This window comes from Escherichia sp. SCLE84 (genome assembly GCF_012584495.1).
GTDB lineage: Bacteria > Pseudomonadota > Gammaproteobacteria > Enterobacterales > Enterobacteriaceae > ECMA0423.
Genome location: NZ_CP051430.1, coordinates 1225739 through 1246219 on the forward strand (window position 1 = coordinate 1225739; position 20481 = coordinate 1246219).

The 20481-nt window shown below is 44.8% G+C and carries 13 protein-coding genes, 1 other RNA gene and 1 pseudogene; 8 read left to right on the plus strand and 7 right to left on the minus strand.

All coding sequences use genetic code 11. The annotated features are described in order from the left end of the window. Positions 1-1110: 1110 nt before the first annotated feature. Entirely contained in the window at positions 1111-2934 is a 1824-nt protein-coding gene (locus HGD79_RS06220; protein ID WP_065304406.1) for a hypothetical protein, read from the minus strand. Between the two features lie 100 nt (positions 2935-3034). Between HGD79_RS06220 and HGD79_RS06225 the strand changes: the two genes are divergently transcribed. Then, entirely contained in the window at positions 3035-3283 is a 249-nt protein-coding gene (locus HGD79_RS06225; RefSeq protein WP_001349431.1) for an AlpA family transcriptional regulator, read from the plus strand. Between the two features lie 15 nt (positions 3284-3298). Continuing rightward, positions 3299-4864 (plus strand): DUF3987 domain-containing protein, encoded by a 1566-nt coding sequence (locus HGD79_RS06230; protein WP_000164162.1) that lies wholly within the window; start codon positions 3299-3301, stop codon positions 4862-4864. A gap of 223 nt (positions 4865-5087) precedes the next feature. Here HGD79_RS06230 and HGD79_RS06235 read toward each other — a convergent pair whose 3' ends face one another. Further along, positions 5088-6296, minus strand: a complete 1209-nt coding sequence (locus HGD79_RS06235) for a tyrosine-type recombinase/integrase (protein ID WP_000279862.1) — start codon at positions 6294-6296, stop codon at positions 5088-5090. Between the two features lie 218 nt (positions 6297-6514). Here HGD79_RS06235 and HGD79_RS06240 point away from each other — a divergent pair. Then, positions 6515-6651, plus strand: a non-coding RNA gene (locus HGD79_RS06240) — RtT sRNA. Between the two features lie 192 nt (positions 6652-6843). Here the strand turns inward: HGD79_RS06240 and ycdU are convergent. Together ycdU and HGD79_RS06250 are read right to left on the minus strand one after the other, a co-directional pair. Further along, entirely contained in the window at positions 6844-7830 is a 987-nt protein-coding gene (gene ycdU / locus HGD79_RS06245) for a protein YcdU (RefSeq protein WP_000611858.1), read from the minus strand. Continuing rightward, positions 7827-8354 (minus strand): annotated as a pseudogene (locus tag HGD79_RS06250) (ACP S-malonyltransferase); the annotation flags it as partial. The pseudogene HGD79_RS06250 and the gene ycdU, both read right to left, overlap by 4 nt. 66 nt (positions 8355-8420) lie before the next feature. On the opposite strand from HGD79_RS06250, the gene HGD79_RS06255 reads away from it, so the two are divergent. Then, a protein-coding gene (locus tag HGD79_RS06255; protein WP_085948468.1) for an IS3-like element IS3 family transposase occupies positions 8421-9583 on the plus strand; the annotation gives its coding sequence in 2 pieces (ribosomal slippage) (positions 8421-8682 and positions 8682-9583; 1164 coding nt in all). Between the two features lie 40 nt (positions 9584-9623). On the opposite strand, the gene HGD79_RS06260 is transcribed toward HGD79_RS06255, so the two are convergent. Then, on the minus strand, positions 9624-10982 hold the full coding sequence (locus tag HGD79_RS06260) for a GGDEF domain-containing protein (protein ID WP_000409849.1): 1359 nt from the start codon (positions 10980-10982) through the stop codon (positions 9624-9626). 586 nt (positions 10983-11568) lie between these two features. Here HGD79_RS06260 and pgaA point away from each other — a divergent pair. The 4 genes from pgaA to pgaD are packed head-to-tail and all read left to right on the plus strand — an operon-like array spanning position 11569 to position 17752. Then, complete coding sequence (gene pgaA / locus HGD79_RS06265; protein WP_000287458.1) at positions 11569-13992, plus strand: poly-beta-1,6 N-acetyl-D-glucosamine export porin PgaA; 2424 nt, start codon at positions 11569-11571, stop codon at positions 13990-13992. 8 nt (positions 13993-14000) lie between these two features. Further along, the gene (gene pgaB, locus HGD79_RS06270) at positions 14001-16019 is read left to right on the plus strand and encodes a poly-beta-1,6-N-acetyl-D-glucosamine N-deacetylase PgaB (RefSeq protein WP_000945561.1); all 2019 of its coding nucleotides are present in this window, start codon (positions 14001-14003) and stop codon (positions 16017-16019) included. Further along, positions 16012-17337 (plus strand): poly-beta-1,6-N-acetyl-D-glucosamine synthase, encoded by a 1326-nt coding sequence (gene pgaC / locus HGD79_RS06275; protein WP_000610451.1) that lies wholly within the window; start codon positions 16012-16014, stop codon positions 17335-17337. Before pgaB ends, pgaC begins: the two co-directional genes overlap by 8 nt. Position 17338: 1 nt before the next feature. Then, positions 17339-17752 (plus strand): poly-beta-1,6-N-acetyl-D-glucosamine biosynthesis protein PgaD, encoded by a 414-nt coding sequence (pgaD, locus tag HGD79_RS06280; RefSeq protein ID WP_001061095.1) that lies wholly within the window; start codon positions 17339-17341, stop codon positions 17750-17752. 49 nt (positions 17753-17801) lie between these two features. Here the strand turns inward: pgaD and phoH are convergent, their stop codons facing one another. Beyond that, a complete protein-coding gene (gene phoH / locus HGD79_RS06285) occupies positions 17802-18590 on the minus strand; it encodes a phosphate starvation-inducible protein PhoH (RefSeq protein WP_000533522.1) in 789 nt (262 codons plus the stop codon). A gap of 619 nt (positions 18591-19209) precedes the next feature. Further along, complete coding sequence (gene efeB / locus HGD79_RS06290; RefSeq protein ID WP_001199458.1) at positions 19210-20481, minus strand: iron uptake transporter deferrochelatase/peroxidase subunit; 1272 nt, start codon at positions 20479-20481, stop codon at positions 19210-19212.

Here is a 20481-nt window from a genome sequence, read left to right on the forward strand (position 1 = left end):
CCAGCAGCACAGACACCCTGATAAAACTGTTTTGTATTACCGCATCGCTGTAACGAGGTAATACTTCAGAATTCAGTGAGGCTCTCTTAAACAGAGGACCAGTAAGAATTACAATGGTAAAAACACACCCATAGAATTGAGTTTAAGAAAACACCATTCACTCAACCTGACATTCACAAAAGTCAGTACCAGGTAGCCTCAGATAACATCGCTATTAATATTGTCCTGCCATTAAGTAAAAACAGAAACTCTGTGAGGAAGCCTCACCAATATTTGACCAGTAGCATAAAGAATAACGATATGAGAGATACGCCCACACCAGAGATGATTAGCCCATACAAAAAGATAATATTTATTAATACCACCGCACCTCAATAGACTAATAACACACTAATAGCGTTTTGGTACACACTTAACACTAACTATGCACCAGACACATACTCAGGATTAACATTCCCAACATTTATGGTACTCTCAAAGAGTATAATTCACCACACAGGTAAACTCTCACACCAGTAGTATGGAGATAATGCTGTACACATACTTACAGAGTAAAGTGTACAGTTAGCATATAGTGGCGAGCAGACATTACAACATAAAGACATAAGATAGCATAATAAGAACATAACAAAACTCCCACTAATAATACTAATTAACCTTAATTCTTTTTTGAACAGGAAATCAACATAGCTCCAGACCTCTTCAGGTCATACACTTTTGTATTGGATGTTCAATGTGTACTTCTGCACAAACAAAAAAATAAAACCCGCAAAATAAAATATCAGCCCCAAAAATACAGCGTGAAACACCACGTTATGGATATGTTTTCATATCACCAGAAGCATATTTCACACATACAATACAGAAACAATTCATCATATAATCAGGGTTACTGTTCACTCCTCTCGGTTATCCGCGAGACGATAAAACATGACACTAATCACAAAAACGAGAGATAGTATTTGCGAAATATAAACAACATAAAAATCAATGCGTTGCGATTTTTTATTTTTTCAGACATGCATGCCCCCTCTGCTATTGTTGCTAGCCGGCTAGCAACAATAGCAGGGATATACAAACATCGGATGCCAAAAACACGTTCCGATAATATCATCGAGGATCTGACTGGTTGTTTTTAGTATCATCACCACAAATGATGGTTAATGCGTTGTAGATCAGTCTGCGTCTGTTCTTGTTTTCAGCATTATTTCCATACAACATCATGACGTTTTTAATATCATCAACCGGTGATATTACATAATCAACCAATACGCCAAGCTTCTCAATACATTGCAGTAAAGTATATTTGTGTCTGCCCGTAAATAATCCTATCAGGTTTTCTTTACTTTCACGACTGGATAATATTTTGTTCTCTGTAATTAATTCAGCCAACGTTTCACCATCGTAAACACGTTCTTTATCTATCAGAATATTTATCTTATCTAACGCCCTCTCTACATTATCAAGAAGACCTGTAATATACGGAGGCTGAATATCTGACTTTGTACTAATATTTGCAAGCATCGAATTATACATTTTAATGACACGCATCAGAGTAAAATTATTCGCATCATATTGTATTTCATCTTCATTATACGCAGGATCCGTCACGACCCTTAAGTCCATAAATGCATCCTGATAAGCTTTTACATAATCAAGTAATTCGAACAGTGAACCATGCTTTATTTTCTCCCTGTTTAATTTGATCTCCAGCGCTATCCTGAGAACTGAAAAAGCGCCGGGAAGATACCCAGAAGGTAACTCGTATTTTGGGGATTCATCATAAAACCGAAGAGCTTTGTGGAGTTTGTTCCGCCGAATCAGATAAATAAAGACGGCCAGTAACATGTAGCACCTGGTCACATAACCACGGGCATTCTGCAACTGTTCAAAATAATTAATAATGTTTTCCAGATATACATCATCATAACTTTTCTTATCAGAAAGATTAAACACCATATCTTTTAAAGATTCGATATATTCTTGTGATTTATCATCAAGTGACACAATATAACGAGTTAATGCTCCTTTGGGGCCACTCTCAAACTCATGAAACCGTTCAAGTAATGCTCTTGCATAAGGCGTTGTGTCAAAAATATTAAAATCATAAAGATAGCGTGCAGCGTAGCCATACAACCCATGTACCCAAAGCCCTTCTCTTATCAGCACTCTGAGATAATATGCAATACTGTCAAGTATCTTTACCTTCCGTTGCATATCAAGCAAAATACTTAATGAATAAAATGCATAATAGAACTTGTCAATGTTGTTGAGTATTCTGTCCAGCTCACTCTTATCAAGCTTCTTCTCTCTGTAATCCTTCTTGTATTCATTCTTACAGGCCTTTATATATTGTTTCATAAGGCTCTTCCTTTTACCGTACCCTTTTCGAATAGTTCCCTGGTATTTTCCCAGCTCATACATTTTTCCGTTTTCCCGAAAATCTTCTCTGTTAAATCCCAGTTCAGCAAGATACTCCCGGAGATAACGTTTAACGGCAGCCTCATCGCTTTCTGTACCAGAGTAATCCAGGCAGGGACAATATGATTTTTGCAAAAAATTATAGATATGATAATAAAACCCTGTTTCATTCTCCGGACGATATGTGTTATATATATCCAGCACAATAAAAACAACTCCAAAGCTTTTCAGAAAATAGTTACGGATATATTCGGACTTTAATGTTGAATACACAGGGTAAGAATTCATCATGTAATAAAAATATTCATACCGGGAAAATATAATTCGCCGTTGTTCCAGACTATACACCCCTTCAGCATCAATAATGTGACTGAGCTCATTATAACGTTGATCCCAGAATCTTTGATGCGCTCCAAAATCAGTACTCTTCCGCTTATCTCTCGGACTCTCTCCTTCCTTAAACAACCCAAAAACTGTACAAATATCATACAAAAGATTTGTAAACATGCGCATCTGCTCTGATCTCCGGTTGGTTTCCGTTTTATCACAGGGGACATTCTGGCCTTAACGTAGCAAATTAATGACATAGCCTTCAACTCACATGGAGAACAATATGTCAACCCAGACCGGACATTTTTATACCCCCTCACGCATCCTGCGTATGGCTGAACTTACCCGACTCCTTGGTATATCAAGATCGACCATCTACGAAAAAATGAATCCGGCATCAAAATACTACGATGCCACCTTTCCCCGGCCTGTCCGGCTTGGGAGTTCGGCTGTAGGCTGGCGGGCATCTGCCATTGATGAGTGGTTAACTTTACATACAACACCAACCAGATCCGTAACTAAGGATAAATAAGGAAAACTGTACGCCATGACAAAATTATCCCCCCCTGAACTTGACATAACTAAACTGCCTGACAGGTGCCAGGCATTACTTGATGAAATGCATGAAGAAACGGGAATAAGCCGTGAAATACTGCTGTCTGTTATGCTGACGGTCAAGGCTGCCTCGGTCCAGGATACGCATGAAGTTGAACTTTCTGGAGGGCAGCGTACCAGTCTTCAGATATATATGTGTCTTTCATCAGCATCAGGCAGTGGAAAAACCTCTGCCTGCGCAAAATTAATCGCCCCTGTTCATGAAACAGAAGAAGAACTACATCAGGCATATATCGACGATAAAAAAAACTATGATCGCATGATGGAAATGTGGACAACAGATAAAAAAATCCTGGAGCGGAGATATAAAAAGGAAATGGAAAGATCCCCGGAAAATGCTGCTGCTGCACGAGCAGCGCTTGAAAAGTGTATAGCAAATAAACCCGTACCTCCCGTACAACAGGTTCTCATCGTGAATGACGCGACACCAGAAGGGATAGCTTTGAAACTCAGCCAGTCACCTTCTCTTCTGTTGCTGTCTGATGAAGGAGGAACCATTCTGGATAAGCGTTTCGAACGCAAATCGGCGCTGTACAACACATTATGGAGTGGGCAACCAGTCACCGTAGAACGGGCATCCAGACCCGGGTTCCGGGTAAAGGATTCCCGTCTCACTATGCTTATACTGACTCAACCGGTAATATTTGATAAGTTTTTTACTCTCACTGGCGACCAGATCCGGGGCAATGGCTTTCTGGCCCGGGTGCTATTTTGCGAACCCGGAGCAAATAAAATAATGACGACAGAACCGCATACTGCCACTCCTGTTGTAACGCAGCAATGTGCAACCTGTTTTCATGAGAAAAGTTTTGGCAGTCAGATCAGAGACTCTCTGAGAGCGTCCCGGGAAAGGCGTGCAAAAGGTGAGCAACGCATCCGCATGACATTATCACACGCAGCATCCCACGATCTGGAAATCTTTCACGAAGAAAATATGAGTGCTGTCAGGCAGAACCCACGTATGACCACTTTCGAAGACATTATCGTCAGGAAAAGAGAACAGGCTGTTCGAATAGCCGCACTTCTGGAGCTGGAGAACAATCCACATGGTACAGTAATAACACGAGAAAGTATCAATAGTGCTATTTATCTCGTTGATTTTTATTTTCAGCATCTTATATCCAAACTGGAATCACTTCGGGAAATATCTCCTGCAGAAAAACTGGATAAATGGCTCAGAGAAAATATCATCCGGGTAAAAGGATACGAATATCAAAAAAGCCATATACTACAATATGGTCCATATGCTCTCAGGAATAAATGTGTTCTTGATGAAGCACTTGATATACTTGCAGAACAGAAAAAAATCGTAATTGATTATTCAATCGGCCAAAAAATCATTTATATCGGTGACGCGATTACACCTTGTGAATTAGCAAATGAGGCAAACATCCCGATAATGGAGCGTGGAATGTTTATAGTCTGTTGGGACCATAAGCTGAATAAGTACAGAAATGAAGAACAGACTAAAATATGGAACATAACTACAAAAAATTAAAGTTCCCGTCTTTTATCATTCAGTTACCAACCTGAATATCTGAAACAATGCCAGACATCGGTTACAGACTGGCATTGTTTTTATCATTCAATTTATAAACTACAATATTACGTATTATTTTTATATTTATGTCATTGCAAATATCAGACAAACAAGCATTATAACTCAATAAGTATATTTTTCGTGATTACAGACGGCATCTGCAAATCTGTGAGATGTGATTTCATCGCTGGTTTTCCATAATCTGAGACATCACATAATCCGCCCATGCCTGCATCATCGGTATACGCTGATCCAGCAGATCAGTCCGGTGATATGCCGCCTCAACCTTATTTTTCAGCGTGTGGGCAAGCGCCCTTTCCGCCAAATCCCGCGAATATCCCTGTTCGCTACACCAGTCCCTGAATGTTGAACGAAAACCATGTGCTGTAGCCACTCGTCCGGGTATATCACTGATGGCCTTCTTTTTACGCAGAAAACTCGTCAACACCATATCTGAAAGGATCTGCTGCTTTCTGGGAGAAGGAAACACCAGTTCGTCATGCAGACCACGTATATTTTCCAGAACGTGAATGGCCTGTCGGGATAAAGGAACACGATGCTGTATCCTGGCTTTCATTCTTTCTGCGGGTATCGTCCATATCCGCTTATGAAAATCAATTTCAGCCCAGCGCATTCCCCTTGCTTCGCCCGAGCGGGTTGCTGTCAGTATCACCATTAATAACAGTGCCCGGGTAACATTATAAGGTTCATCTGTATACACACTGGTCGCCACAAAAAGCGGTAACTGCCTCCAGGGCATTGCCGGCTGGTGTTCATCACGTCCTCTTGATTGCTGTGGAAGCAAATGATCAACCACATCAACAGGATTCGCCACACAAAAACCATGCGCCCAGCCCCACTGCATAACAACATGAATGCGCTGTTTAACCCGGCTTGCCGTTTCTGACAAGGTTAACCAGACTGGACGCAGTGTTTCTGCCACGTCCGCAGCCGTAATCGAATCCAGCGTTTTTGCTCCCAGTTGAGGAAACGCGTAATTCTCAAGCGTCGATAACCACTGCCTTACATGCTTTGGATTTTCCCATCCAGGAGACAATTCTGCATGTACACGCCGGGCTGCATCGGCAAATGTTGGGATAACAACTTTTTCAGCTTCAGCCTTTTTAATCTCCAGAGGATCATCACCTGCAGCAAGTTGCTCTCGCATTATCCGGGCAGTACGTGCAGCTTCAGCAATACTGACCTCAGGGTAAGTTCCCAATCCAGCATTACGCCTTTTTTGTGTCACCGGACTTACATAACGAAAAACCCATTTACCCCTCCCCTTTACTGAAGAAGGATGAAGAGTCAGTCCTGTAATTCCCCCATGGGGCAATGGTTTGTCATCAGGTTTGATATGCCTTGCTTTAGTATCCGTCAATACTGCCATACGCTAATTCCTGTTACTCTGGTATGCCATTCAGTATGCCATTAGTCTCTCACTTCACTAAGAATACATTAGATAACATCGGACAGCAAAAATTGTAATGCATTGTTTATAATGAGGTTATATAACACTCCCGGATTAAGTCAGATTTATTTCAGGCGGTCCCCCTCACCGCCATATTTAAAGAAGAGCTCGTACGAAAGTACGGGCTTTTTTTTCGTATATTGCACACACCGGGGGGATGAGAAGCCCCGACCGGGGTTCGACAACTGGCGACAGCCAGTTGGACAGACCGTGAACGCAGTGAGCGGGCTGCCCGCAGGGCGAGCGAAGCGAGTCAATCCCCCCCTCACCGCCATATTTAAAGAAGAGCCCGTACGAAAGTACGGGCTTTTTTTTCGTATATTGCACACACCGGGTGCCCCCGCCCACGTCTGTTAGGGCGAGGGGAAATTGTGCACATCAACTGTCTGGTTACTCAGTCAACAATCAAAATGCGCAAGATAGTAGAGAACATATATGCGTTATCTGGTCACTTCCTGTAACTTCCTCACTTATTAAAATGCCCCCAACGGAAATACATGTCACATGCCATCATAAAATCGTTATGCCAGAGGAATCGACAATGGAAAAAATAGTAAATTAAGCACGGTACATAGCAGAGTAAAAAATAGGCTTCAAACCAAATCCGCCATTCCACAAGCGTTGCCAATACCGACACCAGCGTAATCCACATCATTTCAATAACCAGCAATATGAATAACCGAAGCCAAAGCGGCTTGGCAAAAAAGGTCGACAACGCATTTTCACTGGAGAAAAACAGATCGATTTCCTGCAAAAAAAGCCTGCCCAGAAAAGCGTACCGCTTGGAGAAGCGCAGAAAAAACAGATTAATCGCCAACACTACGCCACAAAGAATGAGCAATGCAATTATCGATTTAAACGTTAACCACTGCCCCTCTGTCACAAAAGAATCACTGTTACGCAACGGGCTGATAGTAAGCAGGTTAACAACCGTTGAGATGCACACCGAAAGCAGCACATAGCGAGTCAGACTTTTATATTTTACTTTTTTCGCTACTGAAATAGCGACCTGCTTGACATAACTGGTGCGGATCATCCGAAACAGCAGAAAGATGACCAACGGCCCAAGTAACGAAATCAGGAACAGCGCATATAACGAGGGTAGAAGCTGGTATAGCCCCCAACTCATTGCACTCAACATGATTAACGACAGAAATCCTGCCACCAGAGGTTGTGTAAGAAATAATTCTATTTTGTGGTTCTGCTTTTTCTTAAACCACGAAAAATCGATATTCTTCGTGACGCATTTATAAGCCCAGTACGCCTTGAGATCAAAAATAAAATTATACAGCACCAGGGCCAGAATCCCACTAACTACACCAATATCCTCTGATGGAAAAGTAAACCCTGCATTCTTCCAATAAAAGCCTATCAGAATAAGTCCAATAGCATAAATGTATATCAGATTTCGTTTATCCTGAAAGCGAATAAAAGTTAAATAATCAGGAATCATTTGAATACCTTTGCATCACTAAATGCTTTACGACAATGCATAACTCGTTGCTGATCCACGCCAGCAAAATCATTTAACATATTCCCCAAATAGGGCTTATTACTTATTTCAAGGAAAGCTACCGGGGTTGGCATATTCAGAAATGTATCGAAAGATTCAGTCCATTTCACCGTATGAGTTAAGTGTAATGAGAGATTTTCTTTGATAATTGACGGAGCGACCTCGCTTTTTGCTGTTACGTTCATCAGAACCTGATGCTCTGGCGAAGCGATATCCAGTCCGGCAAGATAATCGCGCATTGCCTGAACGCCGTCTTCCATCAAACGCGTGTGCCAGGCACCGCTCACACCGAGTTTAACCGGTTCGTATCCAGCGGCCATCAGCAGCGTGGCAAATTCATTCAACGCAGCCTGCGTTCCCCCAATAACCTGCTGGCGCGGCGTGTTATCACAGCTAATATCCAGCGCAATGCCTGATTCCGTAATCATCGTCTGCAGTTGTTCGCGGTTGATGCCTTTAACCGCCTGATCTTACCCAGCAATAGTGGACACGCGGCTAAGTGAGTAAACTCTCAGTCAGAGGTGACTCACATGACAAAAACAGTATCAACCAGTAAAAAACCCCGTAAACAGCATTCGCCTGAATTTCGCAGTGAAGCCCTGAAGCTTGCTGAACGCATCGGTGTTACTGCCGCAGCCCGTGAACTCAGCCTGTATGAATCACAGCGCTACAACTGGCGCAGTAAACAGCAAAATCAGCAGACGTCTTCTGAACGTGAACTGGAGATGTCTACCGAGATTGCACGTCTCAAACGCCAGCTGGCAGAACGGGATGAAGAGCTGGCTATCCTCCAAAAGGCCGCGACATACTTCGCGAAGCGCCTGAAATGAAGTATGTCTTTATTGAAAAACATCAGGCTGAGTTCAGCATCAAAGCAATGTGCCGCGTGCTCCGGGTGGCCCGCAGCGGCTGGTATACGTGGTGTCAGCGGCGGACAAGGATAAGCACGCGTCAGCAGTTCCGCCAACACTGCGACAGCGTTGTCCTCGCGGCTTTTACCCGGTCAAAACAGCGTTACGGTGCCCCACGCCTGACGGATGAACTGCGTGCTCAGGGTTACCCCTTTAACGTAAAAACCGTGGCGGCAAGCCTGCGCCGTCAGGGACTGAGGGCAAAGGCCTCCCGGAAGTTCAGCCCGGTCTGCTACCGCGCACACGGTCTGCCTGTGTCAGAAAATCTGTTGGAGCAGGATTTTTACGCCAGTGGCCCGAACCAGAAGTGGGCAGGAGACATCACGTACTTACGTACAGATGAAGGCTGGCTGTATCTGGCAGTGGTCATTGACCTGTGGTCACGTGCCGTTATTGGCTGGTCAATGTCGCCACGCATGACGGCGCAACTGGCCTGCGATGCCCTGCAGATGGCGCTGTGGCGGCGTAAGAGGCCCCGGAACGTTATCGTTCACACGGACCGTGGAGGCCAGTACTGTTCAGCAGATTATCAGGCGCAACTGAAGCGGCATAATCTGCGTGGAAGTATGAGCGCAAAAGGTTGCTGCTACGATAATGCCTGCGTGGAAAGCTTCTTTCATTCGCTGAAAGTGGAATGTATCCATGGAGAACACTTTATCAGCCGGGAAATAATGCGGGCAACGGTGTTTAATTATATCGAATGTGATTACAATCGGTGGCGGCGGCACAGTTGGTGTGGCGGCCTCAGTCCGGAACAATTTGAAAACAAGAACCTCGCTTAGGCCTGTGTCCATATTACGTGGGTAGGATCAAAATGCCGCTTTATGGTGACTCACAAAAATTCACCACATCCCTCACAACCACCTTATTACGCCCGGTCTCTTTCGCCTCGTAAAGTGCGTTATCAGCCAGTCGATAGATCTCATTCGGGTTTAACGCATTTTCCTGAGTCACAACAGCGCCAATACTAATCGTCACTTTTTGTGGTATAGCGTATTCAGGATTATCGCCAGTTAAACGCTCAACATTTTCCCGAATCCTTTCCGCTAAAGCTTTCGCACGTTCAGTATCGATGTCCGTCAGCAAGACGCCAAACTCTTCGCCGCCGACGCGCGCTAAAAGGTCATCTGGTCGTATGCTTTTCCCAATGATATTCACCACTGTTTTTATCACCTGATCGCCAACCGGATGCCCCCAGGTGTCGTTGACTTTTTTGAAGTGGTCGATATCCATAATCATGACGCAATAAGGCGTTTTTTTGGCTGATGCTGATTGAACTGTCAGTTCATTAAAAAAATAATTTCTGTTAAATATATTGGTTAAGGGATCGCGATGTGCAATGTTCTTTGTTACTCGTAGCGCACTGAATATATGGCACATAAATATTACCATAACGGTTAACTTACTGACTACTTCAATAGTGCGACTAATATACCAAGTGGACACGCTATACCTACTCATAAATAACAGAGAGATATTGTACAGTACGGCACAAAAAGCAATCACCGTCACTCCATTCCAGATATCATAGCGTAAACCATTAAAGTATAGATTAACCGAAAGCAAGGTTAACCACATGAAAATCATTATGGTAACATATGAGGCTTTCCAAACCACCTGACCATTTTCATTGGTTAACTCGGCAATGTGTAAATTGTAGCTCTCATAATGACTAGAAAGTATGTGAGCAACTATCGGCCCCCCAAAAACAAAAAACAAACTTATGCACAAAGTCATTTTTTTGGAAAATAAATTGCGCTGTTTTGTGTTTTCACTAACTTTATTCACCAATGCCAGAAATATTAATATGCACAAACTCATCTGACGAAACAAATAATAGATTGCAATGTCATTTTGGACAACACTGCTTGTCAAACGCCCCTCAATAATTTGCTGAATGATAATGACGGTTTTAACAAAGTAAATCAAACAACTCAGAAAAGCCAAACTAAGTATACAGTTTGAAAATTGCCTACGGTCATAAATGAAATACAACTGCATAAAAATAAATGCAACAGTATCGATAAAAAATAAAGCAATCATTACCATCAGATAGGTTGATCGTGGAACAACTTCCTCAACGCCTGGCTGATTAAACCAACTATTCACCAAAACCAAAGCAAGCCCAAACAATAAGCTCACTAATACAGTACTACTAATTCTCAAATAGTCTTTTTCCATAAAGCTACACCAATCTGTAGGTTGTAGATCCCTTTCTATTATTAATAGATATAAGAACTGTACTGTTGTCAATATGAAATTCCGCCCACAAACAATACCGATGATGATAGTTGCTGGATGTAATTATTATTGCCTAAGTGCTTTATACATTGTTTGCAACAAGCCAGGCTTGAAAATACTTATAAATGGTTATAGAAAATCCTTATAAAACATTAATTCATAGATACATTAGGAATAACAATTAAATCCGTGAGTGCCGTAGCGCAGCCTTTCATCAGGACTTTCGAAAAATCCGAAATCATGCATCGGAATTTACTGATTTAATTATTTTAATCCTAATTTATTTTGAAAAAGGCATTGGGATTTATGCCGTATTCCTGAAGATCCTCATCATTGGAATGGATTTTCGGGCGAGAAAAGGATTTTATATGGACACTCTGCTCATCATTTCTTCTTCTCATCATCAACAATTCACGTCTCTCTTCCGCGTTTAATAACGGATTATGAGGTGCAAAAATATCTTTCTTTTCAGTTACCTGTAATTAGATACAGAGAGAGATTTTGGCAATACATGGAGTAATACAGGATGTATTCAAGTAGCAGAAAAAGGTGCCCGAAAACCAAATGGGCTTTGAAACTTCTTACTGCCGCATTTTTAGCAGCGAGTCCCGCGGCGAAGAGTGCTGTTAATAACGCCTATGATGCATTGATTATTGAAGCTCGCAAGGGTAATACTCAGCCAGCTTTGTCATGGTTTGCACTAAAATCAGCACTCAGCAATAACCAAATTGCTGACTGGTTACAGATTGCCTTATGGGCCGGGCAAGATAAACAGGTTATTACCGTTTACAACCGCTACCGTCATCAGCAATTACCAGCGCGTGGTTATGCAGCTGTCGCCGTCGCTTATCGTAACCTGCAACAATGGCAAAACTCGCTTACACTGTGGCAAAAGGCGCTCTCTCTGGAGCCGCAAAATAAGGATTATCAACGGGGACAAATTTTAACCCTGGCAGATGCTGGTCACTATGATACTGCGCTGGTTAAACTTAAGCAGCTTAACTCTGGAGCACCGGACAAAGCCAATTTACTCGCAGAAGCCTATATCTATAAACTGGCGGGGCGTCATCAGGATGAATTACGGGCGATGACAGAGTCATTACCTGAAAATGCATCTACGCAACAATATCCCACAGAATACGTGCAGGCATTACGTAATAATCAACTTGCTGCCGCGATTGACGATGCCAATTTAACGCCAGATATTCGCGCTGATATTCATGCCGAACTGGTCAGACTGTCGTTTATGCCTACGCGCAGTGAAAGTGAACGTTATGCCATTGCCGATCGCGCCCTCGCCCAATACGCTGCATTAGAAATTCTGTGGCACGATAACCCAGACCGTACTGCCCAGTACCAGCGTATTCAGGTTGATCATCTTGGCGCGTTATTAACTCGCGATCGTTATAAAGACGTTATTTCTCACTATCAGCGATTAAAAAAGACGGGGCAAATTATTCCGCCCTGGGGGCAATATTGGGTTGCATCGGCTTATCTCAAAGATCATCAGCCGAAAAAAGCACAGTCAATAATGACCGAGCTCTTTTATCACAAGGAGACCATTGCCCCGGATTTATCCGATGAAGAACTTGCGGATCTCTTTTACAGCCACCTGGAGAGTGAAAATTATCCGGGCGCGCTAACTGTCACCCAACATACCATTAATACTTCGCCGCCTTTCCTTCGGTTAATGGGCACGCCTACGAGCATCCCGAATGATACCTGGTTACAGGGGCATTCGTTTCTCTCAACCGTAGCAAAATATAGTAATGATCTTCCTCAGGCTGAAATGACAGCCAGAGAGCTTGCTTATAACGCACCAGGAAATCAGGGACTGCGCATTGATTACGCGAGTGTGTTACAAGCCCGCGGTTGGCCTCGTGCAGCAGAAAATGAATTAAAAAAAGCAGAAGTGATCGAGCCACGTAATATTAATCTGGAGGTTGAACAAGCCTGGACAGCATTAACGTTACAAGAATGGCAGCAGGCAGCTGTCTTAACGCACGATGTTGTCGAACGTGAACCGCAAGATCCCGGCGTTGTACGATTAAAACGTGCGGTTGATGTACATAATCTTGCAGAGCTTCGTATCGCTGGCTCAACAGGAATTGATGCCGAAGGCCCGGATAGTGGTAAACATGATGTCGACTTAACCACCATCGTTTATTCACCACCGCTGAAGGATAACTGGCGCGGTTTTGCTGGATTCGGTTATGCCGATGGACAATTTAGCGAAGGAAAAGGGATTGTTCGCGACTGGCTTGCGGGTGTTGAGTGGCGGTCACGTAATATCTGGCTCGAGGCAGAGTACGCTGAACGCGTTTTCAATCATGAGCATAAACCCGGCGCGCGCCTGTCTGGCTGGTATGATTTTAATGATAACTGGCGTATTGGTTCGCAACTGGAACGCCTCTCTCACCGCGTTCCATTACGGGCAATGAAAAATGGTGTTACAGGCAACAGTGCTCAGGCTTATGTTCGCTGGTATCAAAATGAGCGGCGTAAGTACGGTGTCTCCTGGGCTTTCACTGATTTTTCCGACAGTAACCAGCGTCATGAAGTCTCACTTGAGGGTCAGGAACGCATCTGGTCTTCACCATATTTGATTGTCGATTTCCTACCCAGTCTGTATTACGAACAAAATACAGAACACGATACCCCATACTACAACCCTATAAAAACGTTCGATATTGTTCCGGCATTTGAGGCAAGCCATTTGTTATGGCGAAGCTATGAAAATAGCTGGGAGCAAATATTCAGCGCAGGTGTTGGTGCCTCCTGGCAAAAACATTATGGCACGGATGTCGTCACCCAACTCGGCTACGGGCAACGCATTAGCTGGAATGACGTGATTGATGCTGGCGCAACGCTACGCTGGGAAAAACGACCTTATGACGGTGACAGAGAACACAACTTATACGTTGAATTCGATATGACATTCAGATTTTAAGGATAAATATGTTACGTAATGGAAATAAATATCTCCTGATGCTGGTGAGTATAATTATGCTCACCGCGTGCATTAGCCAGTCAAGAACATCATTTATACCGCCACAGGATCGCGAATCTTTACTCGCCGAGCAACCGTGGCCGCATAATGGTTTTGTAGCGATTTCATGGCATAACGTTGAAGACGAAGCTGCCGACCAGCGTTTTATGTCAGTGCGGACATCAGCACTGCGTGAACAATTTGCCTGGCTGCGCGAGAACGGTTATCAACCGGTCAGTATTGCTCAAATTCGTGAAGCACATCGAGGAGGAAAACCGCTACCGGAAAAAGCTGTAGTGCTGACTTTTGATGACGGCTACCAGAGTTTTTATACCCGCGTCTTCCCAATTCTTCAGGCCTTCCAGTGGCCTGCTGTATGGGCCCCCGTCGGCAGTTGGGTCGATACGCCAGCGGATAAACAAGTAAAATTTGGCGATGAGTTGGTCGATCGAGAATATTTTGCCACGTGGCAACAAGTGCGAGAAGTTGCGCGTTCCCGGCTCGTTGAGCTCGCTTCTCATACATGGAATTCTCACTACGGTATTCAGGCTAATGCCACCGGCAGCTTATTGCCTGTATATGTAAATCGTGCATATTTTACTGACCACGCACGGTATGAAACCGCAGCAGAATACCGGGAAAGAATTCGTCTGGATGCTGTAAAAATGACGGAATACCTGCGTACAAAGGTTGAGGTAAATCCACACGTTTTTGTTTGGCCTTATGGCGAAGCGAATGGCATAGCGATAGAGGAATTAAAAAAACTCGGTTATGACATGTTCTTCACCCTTGAATCAGGTTTGGCAAATGCGTCGCAATTGGATTCCATTCCGCGGGTATTAATCGCCAATAATCCCTCATTAAAAGAGTTTGCCCAGCAAATTATTACCGTACAGGAAAAATCACCACAACGGATAATGCATATCGATCTTGATTACGTTTATGACGAAAACCTCCAGCAAATGGATCGCAATATTGATGTGCTAATTCAGCGGGTGAAAGATATGCAAATATCAACCGTGTATTTGCAGGCATTTGCTGATCCCGATGGTGATGGGCTGGTCAAAGAGGTCTGGTTTCCAAATCGTTTGCTACCAATGAAAGCAGATATTTTTAGTCGGGTTGCCTGGCAATTACGTACCCGCTCAGGTGTAAACATCTATGCGTGGATGCCGGTATTAAGCTGGGATTTAGATCCCACATTAACGCGAGTAAAATACTTACCAACAGGGGAGAAAAAAGCACAAATTCATCCTGAACAATATCACCGTCTCTCTCCTTTCGATGACAGAGTCAGAGCACAAGTTGGCATGTTATATGAAGATCTTGCCGGACATGCTGCTTTTGATGGCATATTGTTCCACGATGATGCTTTGCTTTCAGATTATGAAGATGCCAGTGCACCGGCTATCACGGCTTATCAGCAAGCAGGCTTTAGCGGGAGTCTGAGCGAAATTCGACAAAACCCGGAGCAATTTAAACAGTGGGCCCGCTTTAAAAGTCGTGCGTTAACTGACTTCACTTTAGAACTTAGTGCGCGCGTAAAAGCCATTCGCGGTCCACATATTAAAACTGCACGAAATATTTTTGCACTTCCGGTAATACAACCTGAAAGTGAAGCCTGGTTTGCACAGAATTATGCTGATTTCCTAAAAAGCTATGACTGGACCGCTATTATGGCTATGCCTTATCTGGAAGGTGTCGCAGAAAAATCGGCTGACCAATGGTTAATACAATTGACCAATCAAATTAAAAACATCCCTCAGGCTAAAGACAAATCTATTTTAGAATTACAGGCACAAAACTGGCAGAAAAATGGTCAGCATCAGGCTATTTCTTCGCAACAACTCGCTCACTGGATGAGCCTATTACAACTGAATGGAGTGAAAAACTATGGTTATTATCCCGACAATTTTCTGCATAACCAACCTGAAATAGACCTTATTCGTCCTGAGTTTTCAACAGCCTGGTATCCGAAAAATGATTAATCGCATCGTATCGTTTTTTATATTATGTCTGGTGTTATGCATACCCCTATGCGTAGCGTACTTTCACTCTGGTGAACTGATGATGAGGTTCGTTTTCTTCTGGCCGTTTTTTATGTCCATTATGTGGATTGTTGGCGGCGTCTATTTCTGGGTCTATCGTGAACGCCACTGGCCGTGGGGAGAAAACGCACCAGCTCCCCAGTTGAAAGATAATCCGTCTATCTCCATTATCATTCCCTGTTTTAATGAGGAGAAAAACGTTGAGGAAACCATACACGCCGCTTTAGCACAGCGTTATGAGAACATTGAAGTTATTGCCGTAAATGACGGTTCAACAGATAAAACCCGTGCCATCCTGGATCGCATGGCTGCACAAATTCCCCATTTGCGGGTCATTCATCTGGCGCAAAACCAGGGGAAAGCCATTGCGCTTAAAACCGGAGCTGCCGCGGCGAAAAGTGAATATCTGGTGTGCATTGATGGCGATGCGTTATTAGACCGCGATGCGGCGGCATATATTGTGGAACCGATGTTGTACAACCCGCGTGTGGGTGCCGTAACCGGTAATCCTCGTATTCGAACACGTTCTACCCTGGTGGGTAAAATTCAGGTTGGCGAGTATTCCTCAATTATTGGTTTGATCAAGCGAACCCAGCGTATCTATGGAAACGTATTTACCGTTTCCGGTGTTATTGCCGCATTTCGTCGCAGCGCCCTGGCAGAAGTGGGTTACTGGAGTGACGATATGATCACCGAAGATATTGATATTAGCTGGAAGCTGCAGTTGAATCAGTGGACGATTTTTTACGAGCCACGGGCGCTGTGCTGGATATTAATGCCTGAAACGTTAAAAGGGCTGTGGAAACAGCGCCTGCGCTGGGCTCAGGGCGGTGCAGAAGTATTCCTCAAAAATATGACAAGGTTGTGGCGCAAAGAAAACTTTCGAATGTGGCCGCTGTTTTTTGAATACTGCCTGACGACAATATGGGCCTTCACCTGCCTGGTCGGTTTCATTATTTACGCAGTCCAACTTGCCGGTGTACCGTTAAATATTGAATTGACACATATCGCTGCGACACATACTGCCGGAATATTATTGTGTACGTTATGTTTACTGCAATTTATTGTCAGCCTGATGATCGAGAATCGCTATGAGCATAATCTGACTTCATCGCTTTTCTGGATTATTTGGTTCCCGGTTATTTTCTGGATGCTGAGCCTGGCAACGACATTGGTATCATTTACACGAGTCATGTTGATGCCTAAAAAGCAACGCGCCCGTTGGGTAAGTCCCGATCGCGGGATTCTGAGAGGTTAATATGAACAATTTAATTATTACGACCCGACAATCACCAGTACGTTTACTGGTTGATTATGTTGCCACAACCATCTTGTGGACATTATTTGCGTTGTTCATATTCTTATTCGCCATGGATCTGCTGACGGGTTATTACTGGCAAAGCGAGGCCAGAAGCCGACTTCAGTTCTATTTTTTGCTGGCAGTGGCGAATGCCGTCGTGTTAATTGTCTGGGCGCTGTACAATAAGCTGCGTTTTCAAAAACAGCAGCATCATGCAGCCTACCAATATACGCCGCAAGAATATGCAGAGAGCTTAGCAATACCTGATGAGCTCTATCAGCAACTACAAAAAAGCCACAGGATGAGCGTACACTTCACCAGCCAGGGGCAAATAAAAATGGTTGTTTCAGAAAAAGCGCTAGTCCGGGCATAAACACCCAAAACAAAGCCCGGTTCGCCCGGGCTCTGCACCGATAATACACTTAACTGTATGCATGCAGCGTACGTTGGCAAAGTGCCGAACGTACGCAGTCCTCTTTACCGAACCGGACGATCCCAACCATTTCATCTTCTTCGAAACGTTCCAGCGCGTCACTTAATCCGGAGCACACGCCGCGAGGCAAATCGCATTGCGTGATATCACCGTTGACGATAACCGTCACGTTCTCCCCGAGGCGGGTTAAAAACATTTTCATTTGCGCGGCAGTCACATTCTGCGCCTCGTCAAGAATGACGACTGCATTTTCAAAGGTACGTCCACGCATATAGGCGAACGGCGCAATTTCCACCTTCCCTATTTCCGGTCGCAGGCAGTACTGCATAAAGGAAGCCCCTAAGCGCCGGACCAGCACGTCGTAGACCGGGCGAAAATAGGGAGCAAACTTTTCTGCGATATCTCCAGGTAAGAAGCCAAGATCTTCATCGGCTTGCAGAACTGGACGGGTGACGATAATCCTGTCGACATCCTTATGTATCAGGGCTTCTGCCGCTTTTGCTGCGCTGATCCAGGTTTTTCCGCACCCGGCTTCGCCCGTGGCGAATATCAGCTGCTTACTCTCAATAGCCTTCAGATAGTGCAATTGCGCTTCATTTCGCGCGAGGATGGGCGAAGTATCGCGACTGTCGCGGGCCATACCAATGGCTTCTACGCCGCCCATCTGCACAAGCGAGGTGACCGATTCTTCTTCACGCTGCTTATGGCTGCGCGAATCCCGTCTCAGCACACGTTTTGCCTCGCGACGAGCTTTGATCACTGCTTTTTGTCTTCCCATGGAGAGCACCTTGAGTTGTTTGTATTCATCACACGCGCCGTTGGCAGCGCGATTATGCGCACGAACATCAGAGGGTTGGCTTCCTTGTAAGCCATAGTTTGCTTTTGGATAAAATGCCGAAAAACGGCTACGCGCACCGTTTACGGCGTCGGTAACACATGAAAAGAAAGGATGAGGTTGAAAATGCAAAGTGACGAGATGACTACCGGAGGAGAAAACTCCGCGAGTGGTGGCGCGTTGATTATCTAAAACATGTCCAGTACAGGACGTTACCATCCGCGATCTCCATAGTGACTGACTATCACTGCCGGGAACTTCCGCTGCTACTTAATAAGTACAACAGATCTCGCATTTATTGCAACAATATATTTACTTATATTTAACTATAAAACACCATTTCAGTGACATTAGTTTCTACTGGAAAGATGACAGAGTGATGACAGATATGAAAAAAGCTGTGTGCTTTCAGCAGGATTTGCATCAGGCATCAGTGCACGATCGCCGTATGCGGCGTGAACGCCTTATCCGCCTACCGAACCCGCACCGATTGTAGGCATAAGAAGACGCGCAAGCATCGCATCAGGCATCTGCGCAAGAACGCCTTATCCGTCTAAAAACATTAAACCCGCAATAACGCGCTTCCGAGATAATCGTTCGCGTCCTTCACTCCCGGCAGCGCAAAAAAATAACCGCCGCCGATAGGTTTAACGTATTCCTCCAGCGCTTCGCCATTGAGCCTTTTTTGTACTGTCAGGAAGCCTTTTTCCAGATCGTGTTGGTAACAGACAAACAGTAGCCCCATATCCAGTTGCCCGGAGTTGGTGACGCCCAGTGAATAACTGTAGCCACGACGCAGCATCAGGCTGGACTCACTCTCCGCCGTGCGGGGATTCGCCAGCCGGATATGGCTGTCCAGCGCAATCACCTTCCCTTCCGGGTCGCTGGCGTAATCAGGCACATCATGCTCATGCTGCATTCCCAGCGGCGCACCGGTTTGCTTATCACGGCCAAAAATCGTCTGCTGTTCTTTCAGCGGCGTTCTGTCCCAAAATTCCACTCGAAACTGAATCAAGCGTACTGCCTGATAGCTGCCACCGATTGTCCACGCAGGCTCCTGCTGATCTGCCGTTACCCACACCACTTTTTGCATCAACTTATCATTCTGGCTATCGGGATTGGCAGTGCCGTCTTTGAAACCCAGCAAATTAATCGGCGTCTCTTTGCCTTTACTACGCGCCGCGTGATCGGAAATAAACCCTTCCCGCTTCCAGCGCACACTGAGCAAATCCGGCGTGTGTTTGATGATATCGCGCAGCGCATGGATAACCGTGTCCTGGGTGTTGGCGCAAATCTGTAGCAACACATCACCATGACATAACGCCGCATCCAGCGAGTCGTTGGGGAAACGCGTCATCTTCTGCAGCTTTTTTGGCATCTGTGGCGCAAGGCCAAAGCGCTCATCAAACAATGAGTGACCCACCGATAACGTGATGGTGAGATTATCGGGCGCAATGTAGCCGCCAAGAATGCCGGAATCGAGTGGTGGCAGGCGCGGATTTGGCGTTTCTGGTGCTGCTCCGCCCTGAGTCAGAAAAGCAAAACGCTGAGTCAACAAGCGAAACAACCGCTCAAGATCGGCTTTATCGCTGGCAAGCACATCAAACGCCACCAGCATCATTGCGGCCTGTTGTGGCGTCAGGATCCCTGCCTGATGCTCACCATAAAACGGCTGTTTCTCATTGCGAGCATCCGGTGAAAGCGTGCCCGGTGCACTTTGCGTTTTTTGTGCATGAGCGACCGGACAACTTCCCGCCAGCGCCAGCGCACCAATCCCTTTCAGTAAACGTCGGCGTGACGGTTCATTCACGCCGTTTTCATCTTTATACTGCAT

Excerpts from the sequence above, each read along its gene's own strand:
- HGD79_RS06220 (WP_065304406.1), bottom strand. The coding sequence starts at position 2,934 with ATGCGCATGTTTACAAATCTTTTGTATGATATTTGTACAGTTTTTGGG.
- HGD79_RS06225 (WP_001349431.1), top strand. The coding sequence starts at position 3,035 with ATGTCAACCCAGACCGGACATTTTTATACCCCCTCACGCATCCTGCGT.
- HGD79_RS06230 (WP_000164162.1), top strand. The coding sequence starts at position 3,299 with ATGACAAAATTATCCCCCCCTGAACTTGACATAACTAAACTGCCTGAC.
- HGD79_RS06235 (WP_000279862.1), bottom strand. The coding sequence starts at position 6,296 with ATGGCAGTATTGACGGATACTAAAGCAAGGCATATCAAACCTGATGAC.
- ycdU (WP_000611858.1), bottom strand. The coding sequence starts at position 7,830 with ATGATTCCTGATTATTTAACTTTTATTCGCTTTCAGGATAAACGAAAT.
- HGD79_RS06260 (WP_000409849.1), bottom strand. The coding sequence starts at position 10,982 with ATGGAAAAAGACTATTTGAGAATTAGTAGTACTGTATTAGTGAGCTTA.
- pgaA (WP_000287458.1), top strand. The coding sequence starts at position 11,569 with ATGTATTCAAGTAGCAGAAAAAGGTGCCCGAAAACCAAATGGGCTTTG.
- pgaB (WP_000945561.1), top strand. The coding sequence starts at position 14,001 with ATGTTACGTAATGGAAATAAATATCTCCTGATGCTGGTGAGTATAATT.
- pgaC (WP_000610451.1), top strand. The coding sequence starts at position 16,012 with ATGATTAATCGCATCGTATCGTTTTTTATATTATGTCTGGTGTTATGC.
- pgaD (WP_001061095.1), top strand. The coding sequence starts at position 17,339 with ATGAACAATTTAATTATTACGACCCGACAATCACCAGTACGTTTACTG.
- phoH (WP_000533522.1), bottom strand. The coding sequence starts at position 18,590 with ATGGGAAGACAAAAAGCAGTGATCAAAGCTCGTCGCGAGGCAAAACGT.
- efeB (WP_001199458.1), bottom strand. The coding sequence starts at position 20,481 with ATGCAGTATAAAGATGAAAACGGCGTGAATGAACCGTCACGCCGACGT.